The organism is Nocardioides immobilis (assembly GCF_003515065.1).
GTDB lineage: Bacteria > Actinomycetota > Actinomycetes > Propionibacteriales > Nocardioidaceae > Nocardioides > Nocardioides immobilis.
The window spans coordinates 39,893-55,671 of record NZ_QXGH01000030.1; the positions used below are offsets into that span (position 1 = coordinate 39,893).

The 15,779-nt window shown below is 72.2% G+C and carries 18 protein-coding genes, 1 other RNA gene and 1 riboswitch; of the genes, 9 read left to right on the top strand and 10 right to left on the bottom strand.

Features of this window, described 5'->3' with window-relative positions:
• Nucleotides 1–57: 57 nt before the first annotated feature.
• Genes D0Z08_RS23220 through D0Z08_RS23230 form a run of 3 tightly spaced genes read left to right on the top strand, consistent with a single transcriptional unit; the run spans nt 58 to nt 3,397 of the window.
• Complete coding sequence (locus D0Z08_RS23220) at nt 58–1,596, top strand: circularly permuted type 2 ATP-grasp protein (RefSeq protein WP_220454313.1); 1,539 nt, start codon at nt 58–60, stop codon at nt 1,594–1,596.
• On the top strand, nt 1,593–2,555 hold the full coding sequence (locus D0Z08_RS23225) for an alpha-E domain-containing protein (protein WP_245994333.1): 963 nt from the start codon (nt 1,593–1,595) through the stop codon (nt 2,553–2,555). The genes D0Z08_RS23220 and D0Z08_RS23225 overlap by 4 nt, the downstream gene beginning before the upstream one ends.
• 2 nt (nt 2,556–2,557) lie before the next feature.
• Nucleotides 2,558–3,397: a transglutaminase family protein gene (locus D0Z08_RS23230; protein ID WP_118927663.1), complete on the top strand. Its 840-nt coding sequence runs from the start codon at nt 2,558–2,560 to the stop codon at nt 3,395–3,397.
• Between the two features lie 5 nt (nt 3,398–3,402).
• Here the strand turns inward: D0Z08_RS23230 and D0Z08_RS23235 are convergent, their stop codons facing one another.
• Nucleotides 3,403–3,828 (bottom strand): tetratricopeptide repeat protein, encoded by a 426-nt coding sequence (locus D0Z08_RS23235; protein ID WP_118927664.1) that lies wholly within the window; start codon nt 3,826–3,828, stop codon nt 3,403–3,405.
• Nucleotides 3,829–3,901: 73 nt separating this feature from the next.
• Between D0Z08_RS23235 and rnpB the strand changes: the two genes are divergently transcribed.
• An RNA gene (rnpB, locus tag D0Z08_RS23240) (RNase P RNA component class A) lies at nt 3,902–4,268 on the top strand.
• Between the two features lie 148 nt (nt 4,269–4,416).
• The gene (locus D0Z08_RS23245; RefSeq protein WP_220454315.1) at nt 4,417–4,881 is read left to right on the top strand and encodes a nucleotidyltransferase domain-containing protein; all 465 of its coding nucleotides are present in this window, start codon (nt 4,417–4,419) and stop codon (nt 4,879–4,881) included.
• A gap of 119 nt (nt 4,882–5,000) precedes the next feature.
• Here D0Z08_RS23245 and D0Z08_RS23250 read toward each other — a convergent pair whose 3' ends face one another.
• Together D0Z08_RS23250 and D0Z08_RS23255 are read right to left on the bottom strand one after the other, a co-directional pair.
• A complete protein-coding gene (locus tag D0Z08_RS23250; protein ID WP_118927666.1) occupies nt 5,001–5,315 on the bottom strand; it encodes a type II toxin-antitoxin system PemK/MazF family toxin in 315 nt (104 codons plus the stop codon).
• Nucleotides 5,305–5,538 carry a hypothetical protein gene (locus D0Z08_RS23255; protein WP_118927667.1) on the bottom strand — a complete coding sequence of 78 codons (234 nt, stop codon included), beginning with the start codon at nt 5,536–5,538 and terminating at the stop codon, nt 5,305–5,307. Before D0Z08_RS23255 ends, D0Z08_RS23250 begins: the two co-directional genes overlap by 11 nt.
• Nucleotides 5,539–5,671: 133 nt before the next feature.
• Here D0Z08_RS23255 and D0Z08_RS23260 point away from each other — a divergent pair, with 133 nt between their 5' ends.
• Nucleotides 5,672–6,718 carry a serine hydrolase domain-containing protein gene (locus D0Z08_RS23260; RefSeq protein WP_118927668.1) on the top strand — a complete coding sequence of 349 codons (1,047 nt, stop codon included), beginning with the start codon at nt 5,672–5,674 and terminating at the stop codon, nt 6,716–6,718.
• Here D0Z08_RS23260 and D0Z08_RS23265 read toward each other — a convergent pair.
• Nucleotides 6,715–7,236, bottom strand: coding sequence for a 2'-5' RNA ligase family protein (locus D0Z08_RS23265; RefSeq protein WP_118927669.1), 522 nt, complete (start codon nt 7,234–7,236; stop codon nt 6,715–6,717). The genes D0Z08_RS23260 and D0Z08_RS23265 overlap by 4 nt on opposite strands.
• A 96-nt stretch (nt 7,237–7,332) precedes the next feature.
• Here D0Z08_RS23265 and cobT point away from each other — a divergent pair, with 96 nt between their 5' ends.
• Complete coding sequence (gene cobT, locus D0Z08_RS23270) at nt 7,333–8,391, top strand: nicotinate-nucleotide--dimethylbenzimidazole phosphoribosyltransferase (RefSeq protein WP_118927670.1); 1,059 nt, start codon at nt 7,333–7,335, stop codon at nt 8,389–8,391.
• A gap of 20 nt (nt 8,392–8,411) precedes the next feature.
• Nucleotides 8,412–9,158: an adenosylcobinamide-GDP ribazoletransferase gene (locus tag D0Z08_RS23275; RefSeq protein WP_245994334.1), complete on the top strand. Its 747-nt coding sequence runs from the start codon at nt 8,412–8,414 to the stop codon at nt 9,156–9,158.
• On the opposite strand, the gene D0Z08_RS23280 is transcribed toward D0Z08_RS23275, so the two are convergent.
• The 3 genes from D0Z08_RS23280 to D0Z08_RS23290 are packed head-to-tail and all read right to left on the bottom strand — an operon-like array spanning nt 9,155 to nt 11,516.
• The gene (locus tag D0Z08_RS23280; RefSeq protein WP_118927731.1) at nt 9,155–9,514 is read right to left on the bottom strand and encodes a VOC family protein; all 360 of its coding nucleotides are present in this window, start codon (nt 9,512–9,514) and stop codon (nt 9,155–9,157) included. The two genes, D0Z08_RS23275 and D0Z08_RS23280, sit on opposite strands and share 4 nt — an antisense overlap.
• Before the next feature lie 36 nt (nt 9,515–9,550).
• Nucleotides 9,551–10,087, bottom strand: a complete 537-nt coding sequence (locus D0Z08_RS23285; RefSeq protein ID WP_118927671.1) for a bifunctional adenosylcobinamide kinase/adenosylcobinamide-phosphate guanylyltransferase — start codon at nt 10,085–10,087, stop codon at nt 9,551–9,553.
• A complete protein-coding gene (locus tag D0Z08_RS23290) occupies nt 10,080–11,516 on the bottom strand; it encodes an RNB domain-containing ribonuclease (RefSeq protein WP_118927672.1) in 1,437 nt (478 codons plus the stop codon). The genes D0Z08_RS23285 and D0Z08_RS23290 overlap by 8 nt, the downstream gene beginning before the upstream one ends.
• Before the next feature lie 115 nt (nt 11,517–11,631).
• On the opposite strand from D0Z08_RS23290, the gene yaaA reads away from it, so the two are divergent.
• Complete coding sequence (gene yaaA / locus D0Z08_RS23295; protein ID WP_118927673.1) at nt 11,632–12,411, top strand: peroxide stress protein YaaA; 780 nt, start codon at nt 11,632–11,634, stop codon at nt 12,409–12,411.
• Nucleotides 12,412–12,429: 18 nt separating this feature from the next.
• Here the strand turns inward: yaaA and D0Z08_RS23300 are convergent, their stop codons facing one another.
• The 3 genes from D0Z08_RS23300 to D0Z08_RS23310 are packed head-to-tail and all read right to left on the bottom strand — an operon-like array spanning nt 12,430 to nt 15,524.
• A complete protein-coding gene (locus D0Z08_RS23300; RefSeq protein ID WP_118927674.1) occupies nt 12,430–13,647 on the bottom strand; it encodes a bifunctional RNase H/acid phosphatase in 1,218 nt (405 codons plus the stop codon).
• Nucleotide 13,648: 1 nt separating this feature from the next.
• Nucleotides 13,649–14,392 carry a zinc ribbon domain-containing protein gene (locus D0Z08_RS23305; protein ID WP_118927675.1) on the bottom strand — a complete coding sequence of 248 codons (744 nt, stop codon included), beginning with the start codon at nt 14,390–14,392 and terminating at the stop codon, nt 13,649–13,651.
• A gap of 13 nt (nt 14,393–14,405) precedes the next feature.
• Complete coding sequence (locus tag D0Z08_RS23310; RefSeq protein WP_118927676.1) at nt 14,406–15,524, bottom strand: Nif3-like dinuclear metal center hexameric protein; 1,119 nt, start codon at nt 15,522–15,524, stop codon at nt 14,406–14,408.
• A 40-nt stretch (nt 15,525–15,564) separates the two neighbouring features.
• Nucleotides 15,565–15,759, top strand: a riboswitch (cobalamin riboswitch).
• Nucleotides 15,760–15,779 lie beyond the last annotated feature (20 nt).

Below are 15,779 nucleotides of genomic sequence, written 5' to 3' on the forward strand. Positions count from 1 at the left end.
CAAACTACAGCCGGTTCCTGCAACATCCGCGTTACCCGACATGAGTAGTGTCCGGCCATGGGCACGGATCGGGTCGACGTGAACACGATGTTCGAGGGCTACGGCTCCAACGGGCCTGCCTACGACGAGATGTTCGACGGCGACCAGCTGCGGTCGCCGTACCTCCGGCTGCGCGACTCGCTCGACACCATGACCACGCCCGAGCTGGTCAGCCGGGTGGAGACCCTCCAGGCGGGCTACCTCAACCAGGGCGTGACGTTCGACATCGGCGGTGAGGAGCGGGCGATGCCGCTCGACATCCTGCCGCGGGTCATCGAGATGGACACCTGGTCGGTCATCGAGCGCGGCGTCCAGCAGCGGGTGCGGGCGCTGGAGGCGTTCCTTGCCGACGTGTACGACGCCGGCCGGGTCTTCGACGACGGGGTGATCCCGCGCCGGGTGATCACGACCTCGTCCCACTTCCACCGCGAGGCTGCCAACGTCCGGCCGGCCAACGGCGTGCGAGTGCACGTGTCCGGCATCGACCTGATCCGCGACAACACCGGCGAGTTCCGGGTGCTCGAGGACAACGTGCGGGTCCCGTCGGGTGTGTCGTACGTGATGACGAACCGCCGGGCCATCTCGGCCGCGCTGCCCGAGACCACAGCCCAGCACCGGATCCGGCCGGTCGCCGGCTACCCGCAGCGGCTGCTCACCGCCCTGCGCGCTGCCGCGCCCGCCGGCGTCACCGACCCGACCGTCGTCGTCCTCACCCCGGGCGTCTACAACGGCGCCTACTTCGAGCACGCGCTCCTCGCCCGGACGATGGGCGTGGAGCTGGTCGAGGGGCGCGACCTGGTGTGCCGGCGCGGCGAGGTGATGATGCGGACCACCAAGGGCCTGGCGCCGGTGCACGTCATCTACCGCCGGATCGACGACGAGTACCTCGATCCCGTCCACTTCCGGGCCGACTCGATGCTCGGCTGTCCCGGGATGATCGACGCCGCCCGCGCGGGCAACGTGACGCTGGCGAACGCGGTCGGCAACGGCGTCGCCGACGACAAGCTGGTCTACACCTACCTGCCGGACATCATCCGCTACTACCTCGCGGAGGAGCCGGTCATCCGCAACGTCGACACCTGGCGCGTGGGTGAGCCCGAGGCCCGCGAGGAGGTGCTCGACCGCCTGGACGAGCTGGTGCTCAAGCCGGTCGACGGGTCCGGCGGCAAGGGCATCGTGATCGGTCCGCACGCCTCGGCGGCCGAGCTCGACACGCTGCGCGCGAAGGTGCTGGCGGACCCGCGGTCGTGGATCGCGCAACCGGTCGTCCAGCTCTCGACGGTGCCAACGTTCGTCGACGGCGAGCTCGGTCCACGCCACGTCGACCTGCGGCCGTTCGCGGTCAACGACGGTGACCGGGTGTGGGTGCTGCCCGGCGGCCTGACCCGGGTCGCGCTCGGCAAGGGCGAGCTGATCGTGAACTCCTCCCGCGGGGGCGGCACCAAGGACACCTGGGTGCTCGCCGGGCCGGTCGGGCAGGTCGCCCCAGCCCAGGCCCAGGCACAGGCCCAGGGACCGGGACAGGCCCAGGGACAGGAACAGGGGGGCTCCGCATGATGCTCAGCCGGATCGCGGAGTCGATGTTCTGGATCGGCCGGTACGTCGAACGGGCCGAGGACACCGCCCGGATCCTCGACGTGCAGACCCAGCTCCTGCTCGAGGACGCCGGAGTCGACGAGTCGCAGACCTGCCGCGACCTGCTGCTGATCATGGGCCTCGAGCCCGACGACGCGGCCGTCCAGCTCGGGGTCGCCCTGTCGGCCAAGGTCGACATCGACCAGGTGCTGCGGCTGCTCGCCTACGACATGAGCTCGCCCACGTCGATCGCGGCCGCCATCGCGGCCGCACGGGAGAGCGCCCGGCGGGCGCGCGAGATCCTTTCGGTGCCGCTCTGGGAGGTCATCAACACCACCTACCTGTCGATCCCCTCCGGGCGCTTCGACGGGCTGCGGCCGCCGTACGTCTTCCAGTGGGTGCGCGAGCGCGCGGCCCTCATCAACGGCACGGCGGACGCGACGATGACCCGCGACGAGGGCTGGCACTTCCTGATGCTCGGTCGCTGCCTCGAGCGCGCCGACATGACGTCGCGGCTGATCGCGGCGACGTCGCTGTCGAGCGGGAGCGTCGCGCAGTGGGCGAGCACGCTCCGGGCCTGCGGCGCGTACGAGGCGTTCCTCCGCACCTATCGCGGGATGGAGACGGAGCGGGCGGCGGCGGAGTTCCTGCTGCTCGACCGGCTGTTCCCGCGGTCGGTTGTGTTCGCCCTCAACCGCGCGGAGCAGTGCCTCGACGAGATGGAGCCGGGCAGCGCGCGCGCCGGCTTCCAGGACGAGGCGCACCGGCTGATCGGCCGCACCCGCGCCGAGCTGGAGTACCGCTCGCTCGCCGACGTGGTCGCCGACCTCCCCGAGGAGATGGAGATGCTCCAGCGCACCTGCGCGGCCGCGACCGCCGCGATCAGCCGCAAGTACTTCGCCGGCGCCGAAGCCGTGTCCTGGAAGGGGGTCCGGCAGTGAGCATGCAGCTGCGGGTCGTGCACACCACCGAGTTCGAGTACGACGGGCTGGCCGCTGCGTCGTACAACCAGGCCCGGATGACGCCGGTGACCACGCCCGGCCAGATCGTGGTCCACACCCGCCTCGCCGTGCACCCCAAGCCATGGACGTCGGAGTACCGCGACTACTTCGGCAGCCACGTCATCACCTTCGAGGTCCTCGACCCGCACGACGCGATGTCCGTGGTGGCGACGTCGACCGTGCAGGTCGACCGGGCGGCTGCCGCGCCGCCCACCACGCCGTGGGAGGAGTACGGCGACCGCGCCGTGGCCGACCGGTGGACGGAGTACCTCACGCTCCCCGCCATGGTCGCCCCTCCCCCGGACTTCGCCGACGCCGTCCGCGCGATCGCCGACGCCAGCACGCTGCCGGGCGAGGCCGCCCGGGAGGTGTGCCGACTGGTCAACGAGTCGATCGACTTCCTCCCCGGGTCGACGGACGTGCGCAGCCCCGCGGCCGACGCCTGGCGGCAGCGCGCCGGGGTCGTTCAGGACATGGTGCACCTGGCGATCGGCGGGCTGCGATCGATCGGGATCCCCGCCCGGTACGTCTCCGGCTACGTGCACCCGGTCGCCGAGCCGGTCGTCGGCGAGACCGTCGCCGGCGACTCGAAGGCCTGGCTGGAGTGGTGGGACGCCGGCTGGCAGGCCTTCGACCCGACCGCCGACACGGCGCCGGACGACCGCTACATCGCGATCGCGACCGGGCGCGACTACCACGACGTCTCGCCGCTCAGCGGCATCTACTCCGGGGCGAAGACGTCACGGATGACCGTGGACGTGAGCATCACCCGCACCGCCTGACCCGGCTACTTGTCGAGATCCCCCGCCAGCCGCTCCACGCGGAGCACCGCGAGCTCGTGCTCGACGTCGCCGCTCATCGCCGCCGCGAGGCGGAGGTGGGGCAGTGCCTCACGGTGACGGGACTGCCGCTCGAGCGCGCGTCCGAGGGCGTGCTGCGCCCACGCGTCGGACGGGTCGTCCTCGACCAGCTGGGCGAGCTCGTCGGACGCCTTCACCAGCTGCGCGCGCATCAGGTAGGCCCAGGCGCGCAGCAGCCGGAGGCCGCGGTTGGCCGGCTCCTGGTCGAGCGCCGGCTCGAGGATCTTGAGCGCCTCGCTCGGCGCCCTCCGCTCCAGCAGGTCGTGGGCCGTGCGGTAGGCGCTCTCCGGACGCGCGACCGCACCCGGGAACGCGATGCCCGGGGCCTGCAGCGGGATGTCCTGCTCGCTCATGGGGGTTCCAACGATGGCACGGGAGCGGTGATTCCGTCGCACTCCTCCCGGAAGCACTACCCTGTGACGAGGACGGGCCGACCGGGTGACCGCGTGACTCACTCCTGGTGACAGGAGCGGGTTCCGAGGAAAGTCCGGGCTCCACAGAGCGGGGTGGTGGGTAACACCCACCCGGAGCAATCCGCGGGAAAGTGCCACAGAAAATAGACCGCCTCACCCTCTCGAGGGCGAGGTAAGGGTGAAACGGTGGAGTAAGGGCCCACCAGCGCCCCGGGTGACCGGGGCGGCTCGGCAAACCCCACCCGGAGCAAGGCCAGACAGTGTGCGTTCGAGGGCTGCTCGCCCGAGTACACGGGTAGGCCGCTGGAGGCCGTCGGCAACGGCGGTCGTAGATGGATGGTCACCGATCACAGAACCCGGCTTACAGGTCGGCCCGTCCCCCAAATGGCCCCTGACCTGCGGAAACGCTGAAATCAGCCGTCGTTAGTCCCCACCAGACTCGAAGGCGAACACCAGCGGCGGACGGCCGACCGCGGGCACTGAGCCAGAGCGCGACAGGTTCAGTGATAAGATTGCCTTATGGCACTGGTGGGCGAGTACCGCGACGCCCGGCGCGACGAGGACGTTGCGCGGCTGCGGCGCGCGCTTGCCCTCCGCGCGATGGTCGCGACCGGGATGAGCCAACGGCAGATCGCAGAAGTGCTCGACATCTCGCAGCCAGCGGTCAGCCAGCAACTCAAGTTCGCGCCCGATCTCGGCGCCGTGCATCCCGAGGTCCTCCTTGCCGCGGCCGCGCCAGTCCTGAAGGCGCTGGCGGCCGAGCACGGCTACTCCCGACTCGCGGTCTTCGGCTCCGTGGCACGCCACCAAGCGCGTAGGGACTCCGACATCGATCTCTTGGTGGAACCGCCTGAAGGCACCTCGTCGTTCGGGTTCATCCGTTTCACGCAACTCATCGAGCAAGTTCTTGGCCGTGAGGTCGACCTCACCTCGTACGGCGGTCTGAAGGAACGACTCGATGACGACATCCGCCGCGAGGCGGTACTCCTCTGATGGACCGGAAGGCAGCCAAGGAACTACTCCACATCAAGACCTGGCTCGCACGAGTCGACGAGATCGTCCAGCGCGGCAAGGATGTGGCGCTCGTCGCTGGAACCGCTCTTCTCAGCGCCTCAGACACTGAGGACGAGACGAAGGGCCGCATCGACGGCCCTCAGCTCGTCGAATCCGAGGTGGCCGACGCGCTCACCGAGTCGGCTCGTGTCGACCGCGCTCGTCTGTTCGGCGAGCACCAGAGTCTGCTCGCCGTTGACCTCGACAACTGGTCGGAAGGTCGCTGCCCTCGCGGAGGTCGAGGTGGGGGCAACCAGCCAAGTGGACAATGCCTCGAAGTCGTCGGACTGCACGACAACTGCGTAGCGGCTCCCCTGCTGTTCATGGCCGCGGGCTCCCCGCGGCGAGCGGACCCGATAGACGTCACCACGCACGCAGGTGCTCCATGTCGCGGAGGACGCGAGCGGCTTCAGCCCGGTCTTCCGGGTCGGTCGCCAACGCCTCCACCTCCGACCGGAGCCGGGCTTTCGCATGGCGCGCAGCGGCTTCGACCAGAGCGTTCCGCACGGCTGCCGAGACGGGGGTGCCGTCAGCAGTGAGTTCCTCGAGCGCAAGGCGCGCCTCGTCGTCAGGGCGGAAGGTGATCGTGGCTGCCATGCGGCAAGTGTGTCACGAAATGTAAGACGGTGGGCGTGTGGCTACACGAGGCTCAGACCCCGACGAACGTCGACGAGCCCTCCGACCCCGGCGAAGTCCCGGGCATTCCGCCGAGTGACGCAAGAATCAGGGCATGCACCCGGTGGTCAGCATCCTCGACTCCTTCGCCGCCGACGGCTCCGAGCCGGGGGCGGCGGTGTGCGTCATCCGCGACGGCGAGGTCGAGGTCGAGCACCAGGTCGGCACCCGCGACGGCGCCGTGCCCTGGGACCCGGCGACCCTGGTGATGACGTACTCGGTCGCCAAGCCGTTCGCCGCCCTCACGGTCCTCACCGCGGTCGCCGAGGGAGCTCTCGGGCTCGACCAGCGGGTGGCCGAGGTCTGGCCCGAGTACGCCTCCGCCGGCAAGGCCGCGACCACCGTGCGCCAGGTCCTCGCCCACTCGGCGGGCCTCGCGTGCTTCCCCGAGGCCGCGGCCGACGTCCCGTACGACGACCGCGCGGCCCTGGTCGCGATGCTCGCCGCTGCCCCACCGGAGCACGAGCCCGGTGCCGCGGTCGCCGAGCACGCCCTCACCTACGGCCACCTGTGCGACGAGATCCTCCGTCGCGCCACGGGGGACGACCTGGCCGACCGGTTCGCCGCGATCGCGGCCGCGCACGGCTGGGACGTCCACCTGCGCGTCTCCCCCGCCGACCTGGGCCGGGTCGCCGACGTGGTGGCCGTCGACGCGGGCTGGCCGGCGTCGTACCTCGACGATCCCCGATGGGGCCCGGCGCTGGGCCGGCCGCCCGGGCTGCTCGACATCGACGTCCTCAACTCCGAGCGGTTCCGCACCTGCAGCTTCCCGGCCGTCGCCTTGCACGCCTCGGCCCGTGGGCTGGCGAGGTTCTACGCCGACCTGATGTCCCCCGACGGCGCCGTCGCGACACTGCTCGGACCGGCACTGCACGCGGCGTACGTCGGAACGGCCGCAACCGGCCGCGACCGCGTCCTCGACCGGGAGGTCACCTGGACGCTCGGCTTCCAGGTCGACGACGAGGAGATCAGCATGGGCGGGGCGGGCGGCAGCAGCGCCTGGTGGTCCTTCGGCGGTTCGTACGCCGCCGCGTACGTCACCCGCGGTCTCGGCACGCACGACCGCGGCACGGCCGTGTGGGAGGCACTCGAGCAGCGCTAGCCGAGCTTCCAGTCGACGACCACGTGGCAGTTGCCCTCCTCGTACCAGTGCAGCTCCAACCGGTCCGCCCGGCACCGGGCGGGCAGCAGGTCCCCGAGGAGCGCGCGGGTGCTCCTGGCCGATACCAGATCGGACCGCTGGTCGAGAGTGACGTGCGGGGCGACGTCGTACTCCCCCGCGTAGGGCGGGCACTGCGGGAAGGCCTCCCACAGAGCATGGGTCAGCGCGACGAACGGCTCCACGGGCTCGGGCGGCGCGTGGAGGAACCCGTCCGGGAGCTCCGCGACCTCGCGGAGCACGTAGTCGAAGGGAGTCGTCGCCGCGGCGACGCCGGCAACACGCGCCAGGTCGGCGGCCGTCGGCCGTGGGAGGTACGGCGCCAGCGCGGTGATGTGGGCGTGGGTGAACGTCGGGTCGTGGGAGAGCCAGCTCGGCAGGTAGTGCACCCACCGGCCGCGGACGAACGGCTCGAGCTCGGGCACGGGGACCACCAGGACGGAGTGTCCACCGCTCGTCACCGCGCCAGGATCTCAGATCGAGACGTGCCCACGCCTCCACGGTCCAGGCCCCTGGTGTTCGTCTGACCCCGGTCGGAGGGGCGGTAGGTTCCCACCATGGTCGATCGCCCCTCTACGACCGGGTCTCCGGTCCCGCCGCCGGACCCGAGCCTCGCCGCAGCCGCGGCTGACCGGCTCGCCGGGCTCGCGACCCCAGCGGGTGCGCTGGGCCGGCTCGGCGACCTCGCCGTCTGGCTCGCAGCAGCCCAGGGCCAGGTGCCACCGGCGCCCCTCGTGAACGTGCGCTTGGTGATCTTCGCCGGGGACCACGGCGTCGCCCAGCACGGCGTGTCGGCGTACCCGGCCGAGATCACCGCCGCGATGGTGCGCACCTTCGTCGCCGGGAAGGCCGGGGTGTCGGCCCTCGCGGCCGCGCACGACGTCCACGTCCGGGTGCTCGACCTCGGCGTCGACGACGACCTCGACGGCGTGCCTGCGGACGTGCAGGCCAGCAAGGTACGGCGCAGCAGCGGGGCCATCCACCTCGAGGACGCCCTCACGCCCGACGAGACCCGGCGCGCCCTCGATGCCGGCCGGGCGGCGGCCGACGAGGAGATCGATGCCGGGGCGCAGCTGCTGCTGAGCGGCGACATGGGCATCGGCAACTCCACGCCGGCAGCTGCGCTCGTCGCCGCCGCGCTCGGACTGCCCGCCAGCGAGGTCACCGGTCGCGGCACGGGCGTCGACGACGCCACCTGGAGCCACAAGGTCCAGGTCGTGCAGCAGGCCCTCGACCGCGCCGGCGACCGCGTGCTCGATCCCGTCGACACCCTGACCGCGCTCAGCAGCGCCGACCTCGCCGCGGCCACCGGCTACCTCGCACGCGCCGCCGAGCGCGGCGTCCCCGTCCTGCTGGACGGCCTGATGTCGGTCGCCTGCGCCCTGACCGCCGACCGGCTGGCGCCGGGCGCAGCGGCCTGGTTCGCCGCAGGCCACCGCTCGACCGAGCCCGCCCAGACGCTCGCGCTCGCGAAGCTCGGCCTCGAGCCGGTCCTCGACCTCGGGCTGCGGCTCGGCGAGGGCTCGGGCGCCGTCGCCGCGGTGCCGGTGCTGCGGTCGGCCGTCGCCGTGCTCCGCGACGTCGCGCTGCTCGCGGACCTGCTGCCGCCGCAGTGACCGGACGCAGTCCGGCGGTCGTGGGGCGCAGCCTGCGGCTCGCGCTCGGGATGCTCACGGCGATCCCCGTACCGGCGGTGCTGCGGGTGACCCCCGGCGTCGCCACCGGGGCGCTGGTGCTCGCACCCGTCGCCGTGCTCCCCCTCGGCGCCCTCGTCGGGGCGATCCTGTGGGCCGGCGGCGAGACGACAATCCCGCCGCTCGCGGTCGCGTTCGTCGCGCTCGGCGCCCTCGCGCTGGGGAGCCGCGCGCTGCACCTGGACGGGCTGTCCGACGTCGCCGACGGGCTCACGGCCTCCTACGACCGGGAGCGCTCGCTCGCCGTGATGAAGGGCGGTACGGCGGGCCCGGCCGGCGTGGTGGCCGTCGTCCTCGTGCTCGGCGCGCAGGCGGCCGCGCTCGCCACGTTCGTGGGCGACACGCGGTCCGCGGTGGTCGCCGGCACCGCGGTCTGCGCATCGCGGGCCGCACTGTGGATCACCTGCGCCAGTCCGGTCCCGCCGGCTCGGCGCGACGGCCTGGGCTCGACGTTCACCCGGCGGGTGCCGGGCTGGTGGACCCTCGTCGGGTGGGCCGGGCTCGCCGGCGCCGCCGCGCTCGTCGACCCGTGGCGGGGCCCCCTGGCGGTCGGCGTGGCCGCGCTCGCCGTACTCCTGCTCGTCGGGCGCGCCGTCCGCCGCTTCGGCGGGGTCACCGGCGACGTGTTCGGCGCCGCGATCGAGGTCGCGCTCGCCGCGCTCCTGATCGGGCTCGCCGGAGCGCCCTAAACCTTGCAGAGACAGAAGGGGTGGCCGGCCGGGTCGAGGAAGACCCGGAACGACTCCCCCGGCTGGTGCGGGTGCTTGGTCGCCCCGATCGCGAGCGTCGCCGCCTCGGCCTCGTCGAGGTCGTCGACGTCGACGTCGATGTGCATCTGCTGGGGGACGTCCTGCCCCGGCCAGTCCGGGGCGCGGAAGCTCTCGACCCGCTGGAAGAAGATCGCCCCGTTGTCCGACTTGATGCGGGCCCAGCCGCCGTCGTCGTCGACCGAGGGCGTCCAGCCGAGCAGCTCGCCGTAGAAGCGGGCCAGCTCGCCGGGGTCGGGGCAGTCCAGGACGAAGTAGGGATCACGTGCGATAGCCATGTCCGGCACGCTAGGCGCGAGCACCGACAACGGCTCTCAGATCCGCAGCACCCGTCCCGCTACCACCAGGTGCACCTCGTCGCACACGCTGCCGATCCGCTGGTTGATGGTGCCGAGCAGGTCACGGAAGATCCGGCCCGAGCGGTGCTCGGGGACGACGCCGAGGCCAACCTCGTTGGTGACGACGACGACCGGGCTCGTCGCCGCGCGCAGGGCGGCAGTGACACCGGTCGTGCGGGTGGCGACGTACCCCTCCACCTCGTCGACCGGCGCCTCCCACAGCCCCGCGCCGCCGATGGTCGCGTCGAGCCAGGTGCCGAGGCAGTCGACCAGCACCGGACCGGTCGCCTCGGCGAGGGCGACAGCGAGGTCGGTGGTCTCGATGGTGGCCCAGGTCGCGGGTCGGCGCTCACGGTGACGGGCGATCCGGGCGCGCCAGTCGGCGTCGTCGTAGGTCGGGCCGGCGGCGATGTAGGTCGTGGTCGGCTCGGACGCGAGCAGCGACTCGGCGTGGGCCGACTTGCCGGACCGGACGCCGCCGGTGACCAGGACGAGACCTGGACGCTCAGCCAAGGCGGAACCCCACCTCGCGCGTCGCCAGGTCGGCGGACTCGAGCGTGACCCGGACCTCGGTCCCGAGGGGCAGGTCGCTCTCGCCGGTCACCGGCGCCTCGACGCCGATCTCGGAGAGGACGACGACGCCCTTGCGCGGGTCGTCCTCGTGGACGCTGGTGATCACGCCGGCGAACTCCTCGCACAGCCGATGGGCGAGCAGGCCCGACTCGATCACGTCGAGCACGGCCCGCTGGTAGGAGCCGGCCCGCCGCCCGGACTCCTCCAGGGTCTTCGGCAGGTCGGGCAACGCGGTCAACACCCAGTCGGGCACCGGCTTGCCGGCGCACAGCGCGAGGCAGACCTCGCCGGCGTAGCGGTCGCCGAGGCGGCGCAGGGGTGCGGTGACATGGGCGTACGGCGCGGCGATCGCGGAGTGCTCGTGCTTCGCCGGCACCTCGCCGTCGAACGCGGCGTAGCCGCTGCCGCGCAGCAGCCGGGTGCAGGCGACGACCATCGCCTGGTGCGCCGCCCTGCTGGTGTCGAGGGACCGGATGAACGCGTCGTAGGCCGTGCCCTCGGGCCACTCGATCCCGAGCCCCTTCGCCACGCGGTGCAGGCGCTCGACGTCCCGCGGGTCAGGCGGGGGCAGCGTACGCAAGAGCCCGATCTTGCCGTCGATCATCAGCTTCGCGGCGGACATCCCGGTGAGCAGCGAGATCTGGGCGTTCCAGAGCTCGACGGGCAGCTGGCGGCGGAACTCCAGCCGGAACTCCCCCTCGTCGGTGACGTCGATCTCCTGCTCGGGCAGCGGGAGAGAGACGCCGCCACGGGCCTGCTCCTGCTGCTCGCGGAGCATGCCGACCTCACGCAACAGCTGCAGTACGTCGCCGGCGGTCCCGTCGTCGAGCGCAGCCTGCGCGGCGTCGTACGACGTCCGCTCACGGGACCGCACCAGCGCGCGCTCGACCTGGACGTCGGTCGGAGCGCCGGCCTCGTCGAGCGTGATCGACCACAGCAGCGCGGGTCGGGTCTGGTCCGGCAGGAGGGAGGCGGCGCCCTCGGACAGGGCGGGCGGGTGGAGCGGGATCCGGCTGCCGGCGCCGTACAACGTCTCGCCGCGGGCGTGGGACTCGACGTCCACGGGGTCGCCGGGACGGACGAAGGCAGCGACGTCGGCGATCGCGTAGTGGACGACGAAGCCCGTGCCGTCCCGCTCGATGTGGACGGCCTGGTCGAGGTCCATCGATCCCTCGGGGTCGATGGTGAGGAACGCGACGTCGGTGCGGTCGAGGTCGGGAAGGGTCGGCTCGGCAGCGGCCTTCTCGGCCGCCTGCTGCACCTCGGCGGGGAACTCGCCGGGCAGGTCGAGCTCCTGCTCGACCTCCTTGAGCGCCGCCCGCAAGGCGTCGGAGCTCTCCTTGACCCGGACCACCAGATTGCTCGGCATGCGACGACCCTAACCGGGTCAGGAGGGGCCGCAGCCGGGCGGCGCGCGGACGTCCTGCGTTCACGGAGAGGTCACTCTCTGGACTGCTGCCGTCCGCGCACTACGCTGGGCGCTGATGTTGATCCTGCTGCCGCCGAGCGAGGGCAAGGCGGCCCCTGGGCGGGGCAGGCCCCTCGAGCTCAAGTCCCTGTCGCTGCCGTCATTGACCCCCGCCAGGGAGCGGGTCCTCGACGCCTTGGTCGCGATGTGTCGCGACCAACCGGACTACGCGGCCACGGTGCTCGGGCTCTCGCGCACCCAGTTCGACCTGGTCACGCGCAACGCGACGCTGGCCGACGCGCCGACCGCCCGGGCGGACCGGGTCTACGACGGGGTTCTCTACGAGGCCCTCGGACTCGACACGCTCTCCACGACGGCGAAGCGACGAGCCGCGTCCCGGCTGGCCATCACCTCCAGCCTGTTCGGGCTGGTCCGGGTGGGCGACCGGATCCCGGCCTACCGCCTCTCCGGCGATGCCTGCATGCCCGGCCTCGGACCGGTCGCGGGCTGGTGGCGCGAGTCGCTCGGCCCGGCTGTCGTCGACGCGCTCGGCAAGGGGCTGCTGGTGGACCTCCGGTCCAGCATGTACGCGGGCTTCTGGCGCCCGCCCGCCGAGCTCGCACCCCGGGTCGCGACCGTGCGGGTGCTGCACGAGGTCGCCGGCCGGCGGCAGGTGGTGAGCCACTTCAACAAGGCCACCAAGGGCCGCCTCGTGCGCGCCCTGCTCGAGGACGGCGGGGACCCGCGGACGCCGGCCGGTCTCGCTGAGCTGCTGTCCGACCTGGGCTGGACGGTCGAGATGGAGGAGCCCACCAAGAAGGGCACCCAGCTCGACGTGGTGGTCAGCGAGGTCTGACGGCGACGACGCGGCTGCTCACCAGCGGCCGGTCTCGAGCATGGACCGGACGCCCGCCGGCAGCGCGTTGTAGAGCCGCAGTGATCCGTGGCGGCCGGCGCCCTCGGCGGCCGAGTGGTCGGGGTAGTACGAGATGACGCTGACCGACGCCGGGCTCAGCTCCATCCGGAACACCGCGTCCAGGGGCGCCTTCAGCGCGTGCGCGACCAGGGTCTTGATCGGCGTCACGTGGCTCACGACGACGACGGTGCGACCCTCGTGGTGGTCCAGGATCCGCTCGAGACCGGCCACCACCCGCGTCTCGACGACGCGGAACGACTCGCCTCCCGGTGGCGCGGAGTCGAGGTCACCGAGCCAGGACTCGAAGCTCTCCTTGTGCTGCTCGGCGACCTCCATGAAGGTCAGCCCGTCCCAGACCCCGAACTCCATCTCGGCGAAGCCGGGCTCCTCCTCCAGCGGCAGGCCGAGCTCGGCGGCGATGATCTCGGCGGACTCGCGGGTCCGCCGTACCGGGGAGCAGACGACTGCGTCGATGCGGTCCTTCAGGTCGACCAGCCAGCCCGCCGCCGCGCGGATCTGGTCGCGGCCCTCGTCACTGAGGCCGGGGTTGTCGCCGCCCAGGCCACCGGAGAAGCGCCGCCCCGAGGTGTGCGGGGTGACGCCGTGGCGCACCAGGATCAGGGTGGTCGGCTCGGCGGGCTGGGGTGGCGCACCGGCCTGGTCGACCCCGGTCACCGCGGCCGGACTCTCGATCTCCTCGATCAGCGACTCGTCCGTGGGCACCAGGACGGTGACCCCGTGCCGCTTGCCGTCGAGGGCCTCGTTGGCGAGCCGGTCGGCGTGCTTGTTCTGCTCGCGGGGCATCCACGTGTACGTCGTACCGAAGGGCGCGAGGCGGTTGGCCTCCATCGCCAGCGGCTTCATGTCCGGGTGCTTGATCTTCCACCGGCCGCTCATCTGCTCGACGACCAGCTTCGAGTCCATCCGGACCTCGATGTCGGCGCCCGGCGCGTAGAGCTCGGCGAGCTCGAGGCCGGCGATCAGGCCGGAGTACTCCGCGACGTTGTTGGTCGCGACGCCGATCGTGCGGCCGTCCTCGGCGATGACCTCACCGGTCTCAGCGTCCTTGAGCACGGCGCCGTACGCCGCCGGGCCGGGGTTGCCCCGCGAGCCTCCGTCGGCCTCGACGATCACCGACCGGGGACCGGTGCGGTCGCCGGTCGAGCCACCGGTCACGTCAGATTCCGCTCTCGCTGGTCCGGACCAGGATCCGCTGGCACTGCTCGCAGCGGATGACCTCGTCCTCGCCCTTGCGGCCGATGTCCGCGAGCTCGGCGGGATCGAGGCTCATCATGCAGCCGGTGCACTGACGGGCACGGAGCTCCGCCGCACCGACACCGTTCTTGTTGGTGCGCAGCCGTTCGTAGAGCGCCAGCAGGTCGGCCGGCAGCACCACGACGATCGGCTCCCGCTCACCCTCGAGCCGCTTCAGCTCGGCGTCGATGTCGGCGTACCTCTCGTCGCGGGTCGCGGTCAGGGTGGCGATCCGCTCGTCGGTCTCGTCCAGGTCGGCGCGCATGGTGGCCAGCTCGGTCTGCGCGGCCTCGAGGTCCTCCATGACCTCGAGCTCCTCGTCCTCGAGCGTCGTGATCCGGCGTTCGAGCGACTCGAGCTCGTGCTGCATGCGCTCCAGGTCCTTGGGGTTGGTGATCAGCCCCTGGTCCATCCGGTCGCGGTCGCGCTTGCGACGCGCCTTGACCTGCTCGACGTCGGCGTCGGCCTTCTCCTGCGCGGCCGTCAGGTCGTCGACGACGATCTGCTGGTCGCGGCTGCGGCCTAGCACGTCGGAACGCCGGACCGTCAGTGCGGTGATCTCGGCGTCCTCGGGCACGTTCGCCCGCTGGTGCCGCAGCTGGTCGGCGGCGGCGTCGAGCCGCTGGAGCTCGAGCAGCTTCAGCTGGGCGTCCGGGTCTGCCTTCATACAGCGCTGTCCTTCATATGCGTAGTGTCCAGGGGTCGGTGCACAGGGTGCTCACCCGGGTGTCCACGTCGTTGCCGAGCGACTCCGCCAGGCGGGCCGCGACCACCGGGAGCCAGGTCCACTCGGCCGCCCAGTGGGCGACGTCGACGAGCGCCGGGCCACCCTTCTCGATGAACTCCGCGGCCGGGTGGTGCCGCAGGTCGCTGGTGACGTAGACATCGACGTCCGAGGCCGCGACCCGGTCAAGGAGGAAGTCGCCGGCGCCACCGCAGACGGCGACCTTCTTGACGGCGCGCTCCGGGTCTCCGGCGACGCGGACGCCGTGCTGGGTGAGCGGCAGTACGGCGGCGACGGTCTCGGCGAACTCGGCGAGGGTCACGGTCGGCAGCGTGCCCACCCGGCCGATGCCGGTCGTGACCGTCCCGGGATCGGCGAGCTCGACGACGTCGTACGCCGGCTCCTCGTAGGGATGGGCGGCCAGCATCGCGGCGACCACCTCGCGGCGCAGGTGCCGGCCGAGGACCACCTCGATCCGGACCTCGGCGACGGTCTCGATCTCGCCGACCGTGCCGATCATCGGGTTGGCGCCGTCGAGCGGGCGGAACCGGCCCTCGCCGTGGCCGCTGAACGACGCGAAGTCGTAGTCCCCGATCTGGCCGGCACCCGCCTCGGCGAGCGCGGCCCGGACCGGCGGCGCGCCGTCCTCCGGCACGTAGACGGTGAGCTTGTCGACCGGCTCGCCGACTGCCGGGACCAGGGGCTCGAGATCGGTGAGGCCGAGCGCTGTGGCGAGCGCCTCCGAGACGCCGCCCGCGGCCTGGTCGGCGTTGGTGTGCGCGGTCAGCAGGGCGCAACCGGCACCGGCGAGGGTCGCCAGGGTGCGCCCCTTCGGCGTGGTCGCCGCGAACCCGTGCACCGGCTTGAGGAACAGCGGGTGGTGGACGACCAGCAGGTCGGCCTTCCACTCCGCGGCCTCCGCGGCCACCTCGGGCGACGGGTCGACGGCGAACATCACCTTCTTGACCGACTGCTCCGGGTCGCCGTACACGAGACCGACGGCGTCCCAGTCCTCCGCGGTGGCCGGTGGGTACCACCCGTGGATCAGGGACACGACCTCCTTGAGCGCTGGCATGTCCGCCAACCTACTGGGGCCGCGGACGCCCGGTCAGGGTTGGTACAGTCCTAGCGCCAGTCGACCTCCATGCATGTGGAGGTCAGGGAACCCGGTGAGAGTCCGGGACTGACGCGCAGCGGTGTGGGTGACGGGCGGAGCACATAGGTCACTGGGTCGTCTCGACGAGACCTGGGAAGACGCTCCGTTCCGGGTGATCCCGAGTCCGAAGACCTGCTGGCCCTTGCGGTAGCCGCCGCGAGGTCATCCGCGGGC

Excerpts from the sequence above, each read along its gene's own strand:
- yaaA (WP_118927673.1), top strand. The coding sequence starts at position 11,632 with ATGTTGATCCTGCTGCCGCCGAGCGAGGGCAAGGCGGCCCCTGGGCGG.
- D0Z08_RS23235 (WP_118927664.1), bottom strand. The coding sequence starts at position 3,828 with ATGAGCGAGCAGGACATCCCGCTGCAGGCCCCGGGCATCGCGTTCCCG.
- cobT (WP_118927670.1), top strand. The coding sequence starts at position 7,333 with ATGGTCGATCGCCCCTCTACGACCGGGTCTCCGGTCCCGCCGCCGGAC.
- D0Z08_RS23310 (WP_118927676.1), bottom strand. The coding sequence starts at position 15,524 with ATGCCAGCGCTCAAGGAGGTCGTGTCCCTGATCCACGGGTGGTACCCA.
- D0Z08_RS23225 (WP_245994333.1), top strand. The coding sequence starts at position 1,593 with ATGATGCTCAGCCGGATCGCGGAGTCGATGTTCTGGATCGGCCGGTAC.
- D0Z08_RS23220 (WP_220454313.1), top strand. The coding sequence starts at position 58 with ATGGGCACGGATCGGGTCGACGTGAACACGATGTTCGAGGGCTACGGC.
- D0Z08_RS23280 (WP_118927731.1), bottom strand. The coding sequence starts at position 9,514 with ATGGCTATCGCACGTGATCCCTACTTCGTCCTGGACTGCCCCGACCCC.
- D0Z08_RS23230 (WP_118927663.1), top strand. The coding sequence starts at position 2,558 with ATGCAGCTGCGGGTCGTGCACACCACCGAGTTCGAGTACGACGGGCTG.
- D0Z08_RS23290 (WP_118927672.1), bottom strand. The coding sequence starts at position 11,516 with ATGCCGAGCAATCTGGTGGTCCGGGTCAAGGAGAGCTCCGACGCCTTG.
- D0Z08_RS23305 (WP_118927675.1), bottom strand. The coding sequence starts at position 14,392 with ATGAAGGCAGACCCGGACGCCCAGCTGAAGCTGCTCGAGCTCCAGCGG.
- D0Z08_RS23255 (WP_118927667.1), bottom strand. The coding sequence starts at position 5,538 with ATGGCAGCCACGATCACCTTCCGCCCTGACGACGAGGCGCGCCTTGCG.
- D0Z08_RS23260 (WP_118927668.1), top strand. The coding sequence starts at position 5,672 with ATGCACCCGGTGGTCAGCATCCTCGACTCCTTCGCCGCCGACGGCTCC.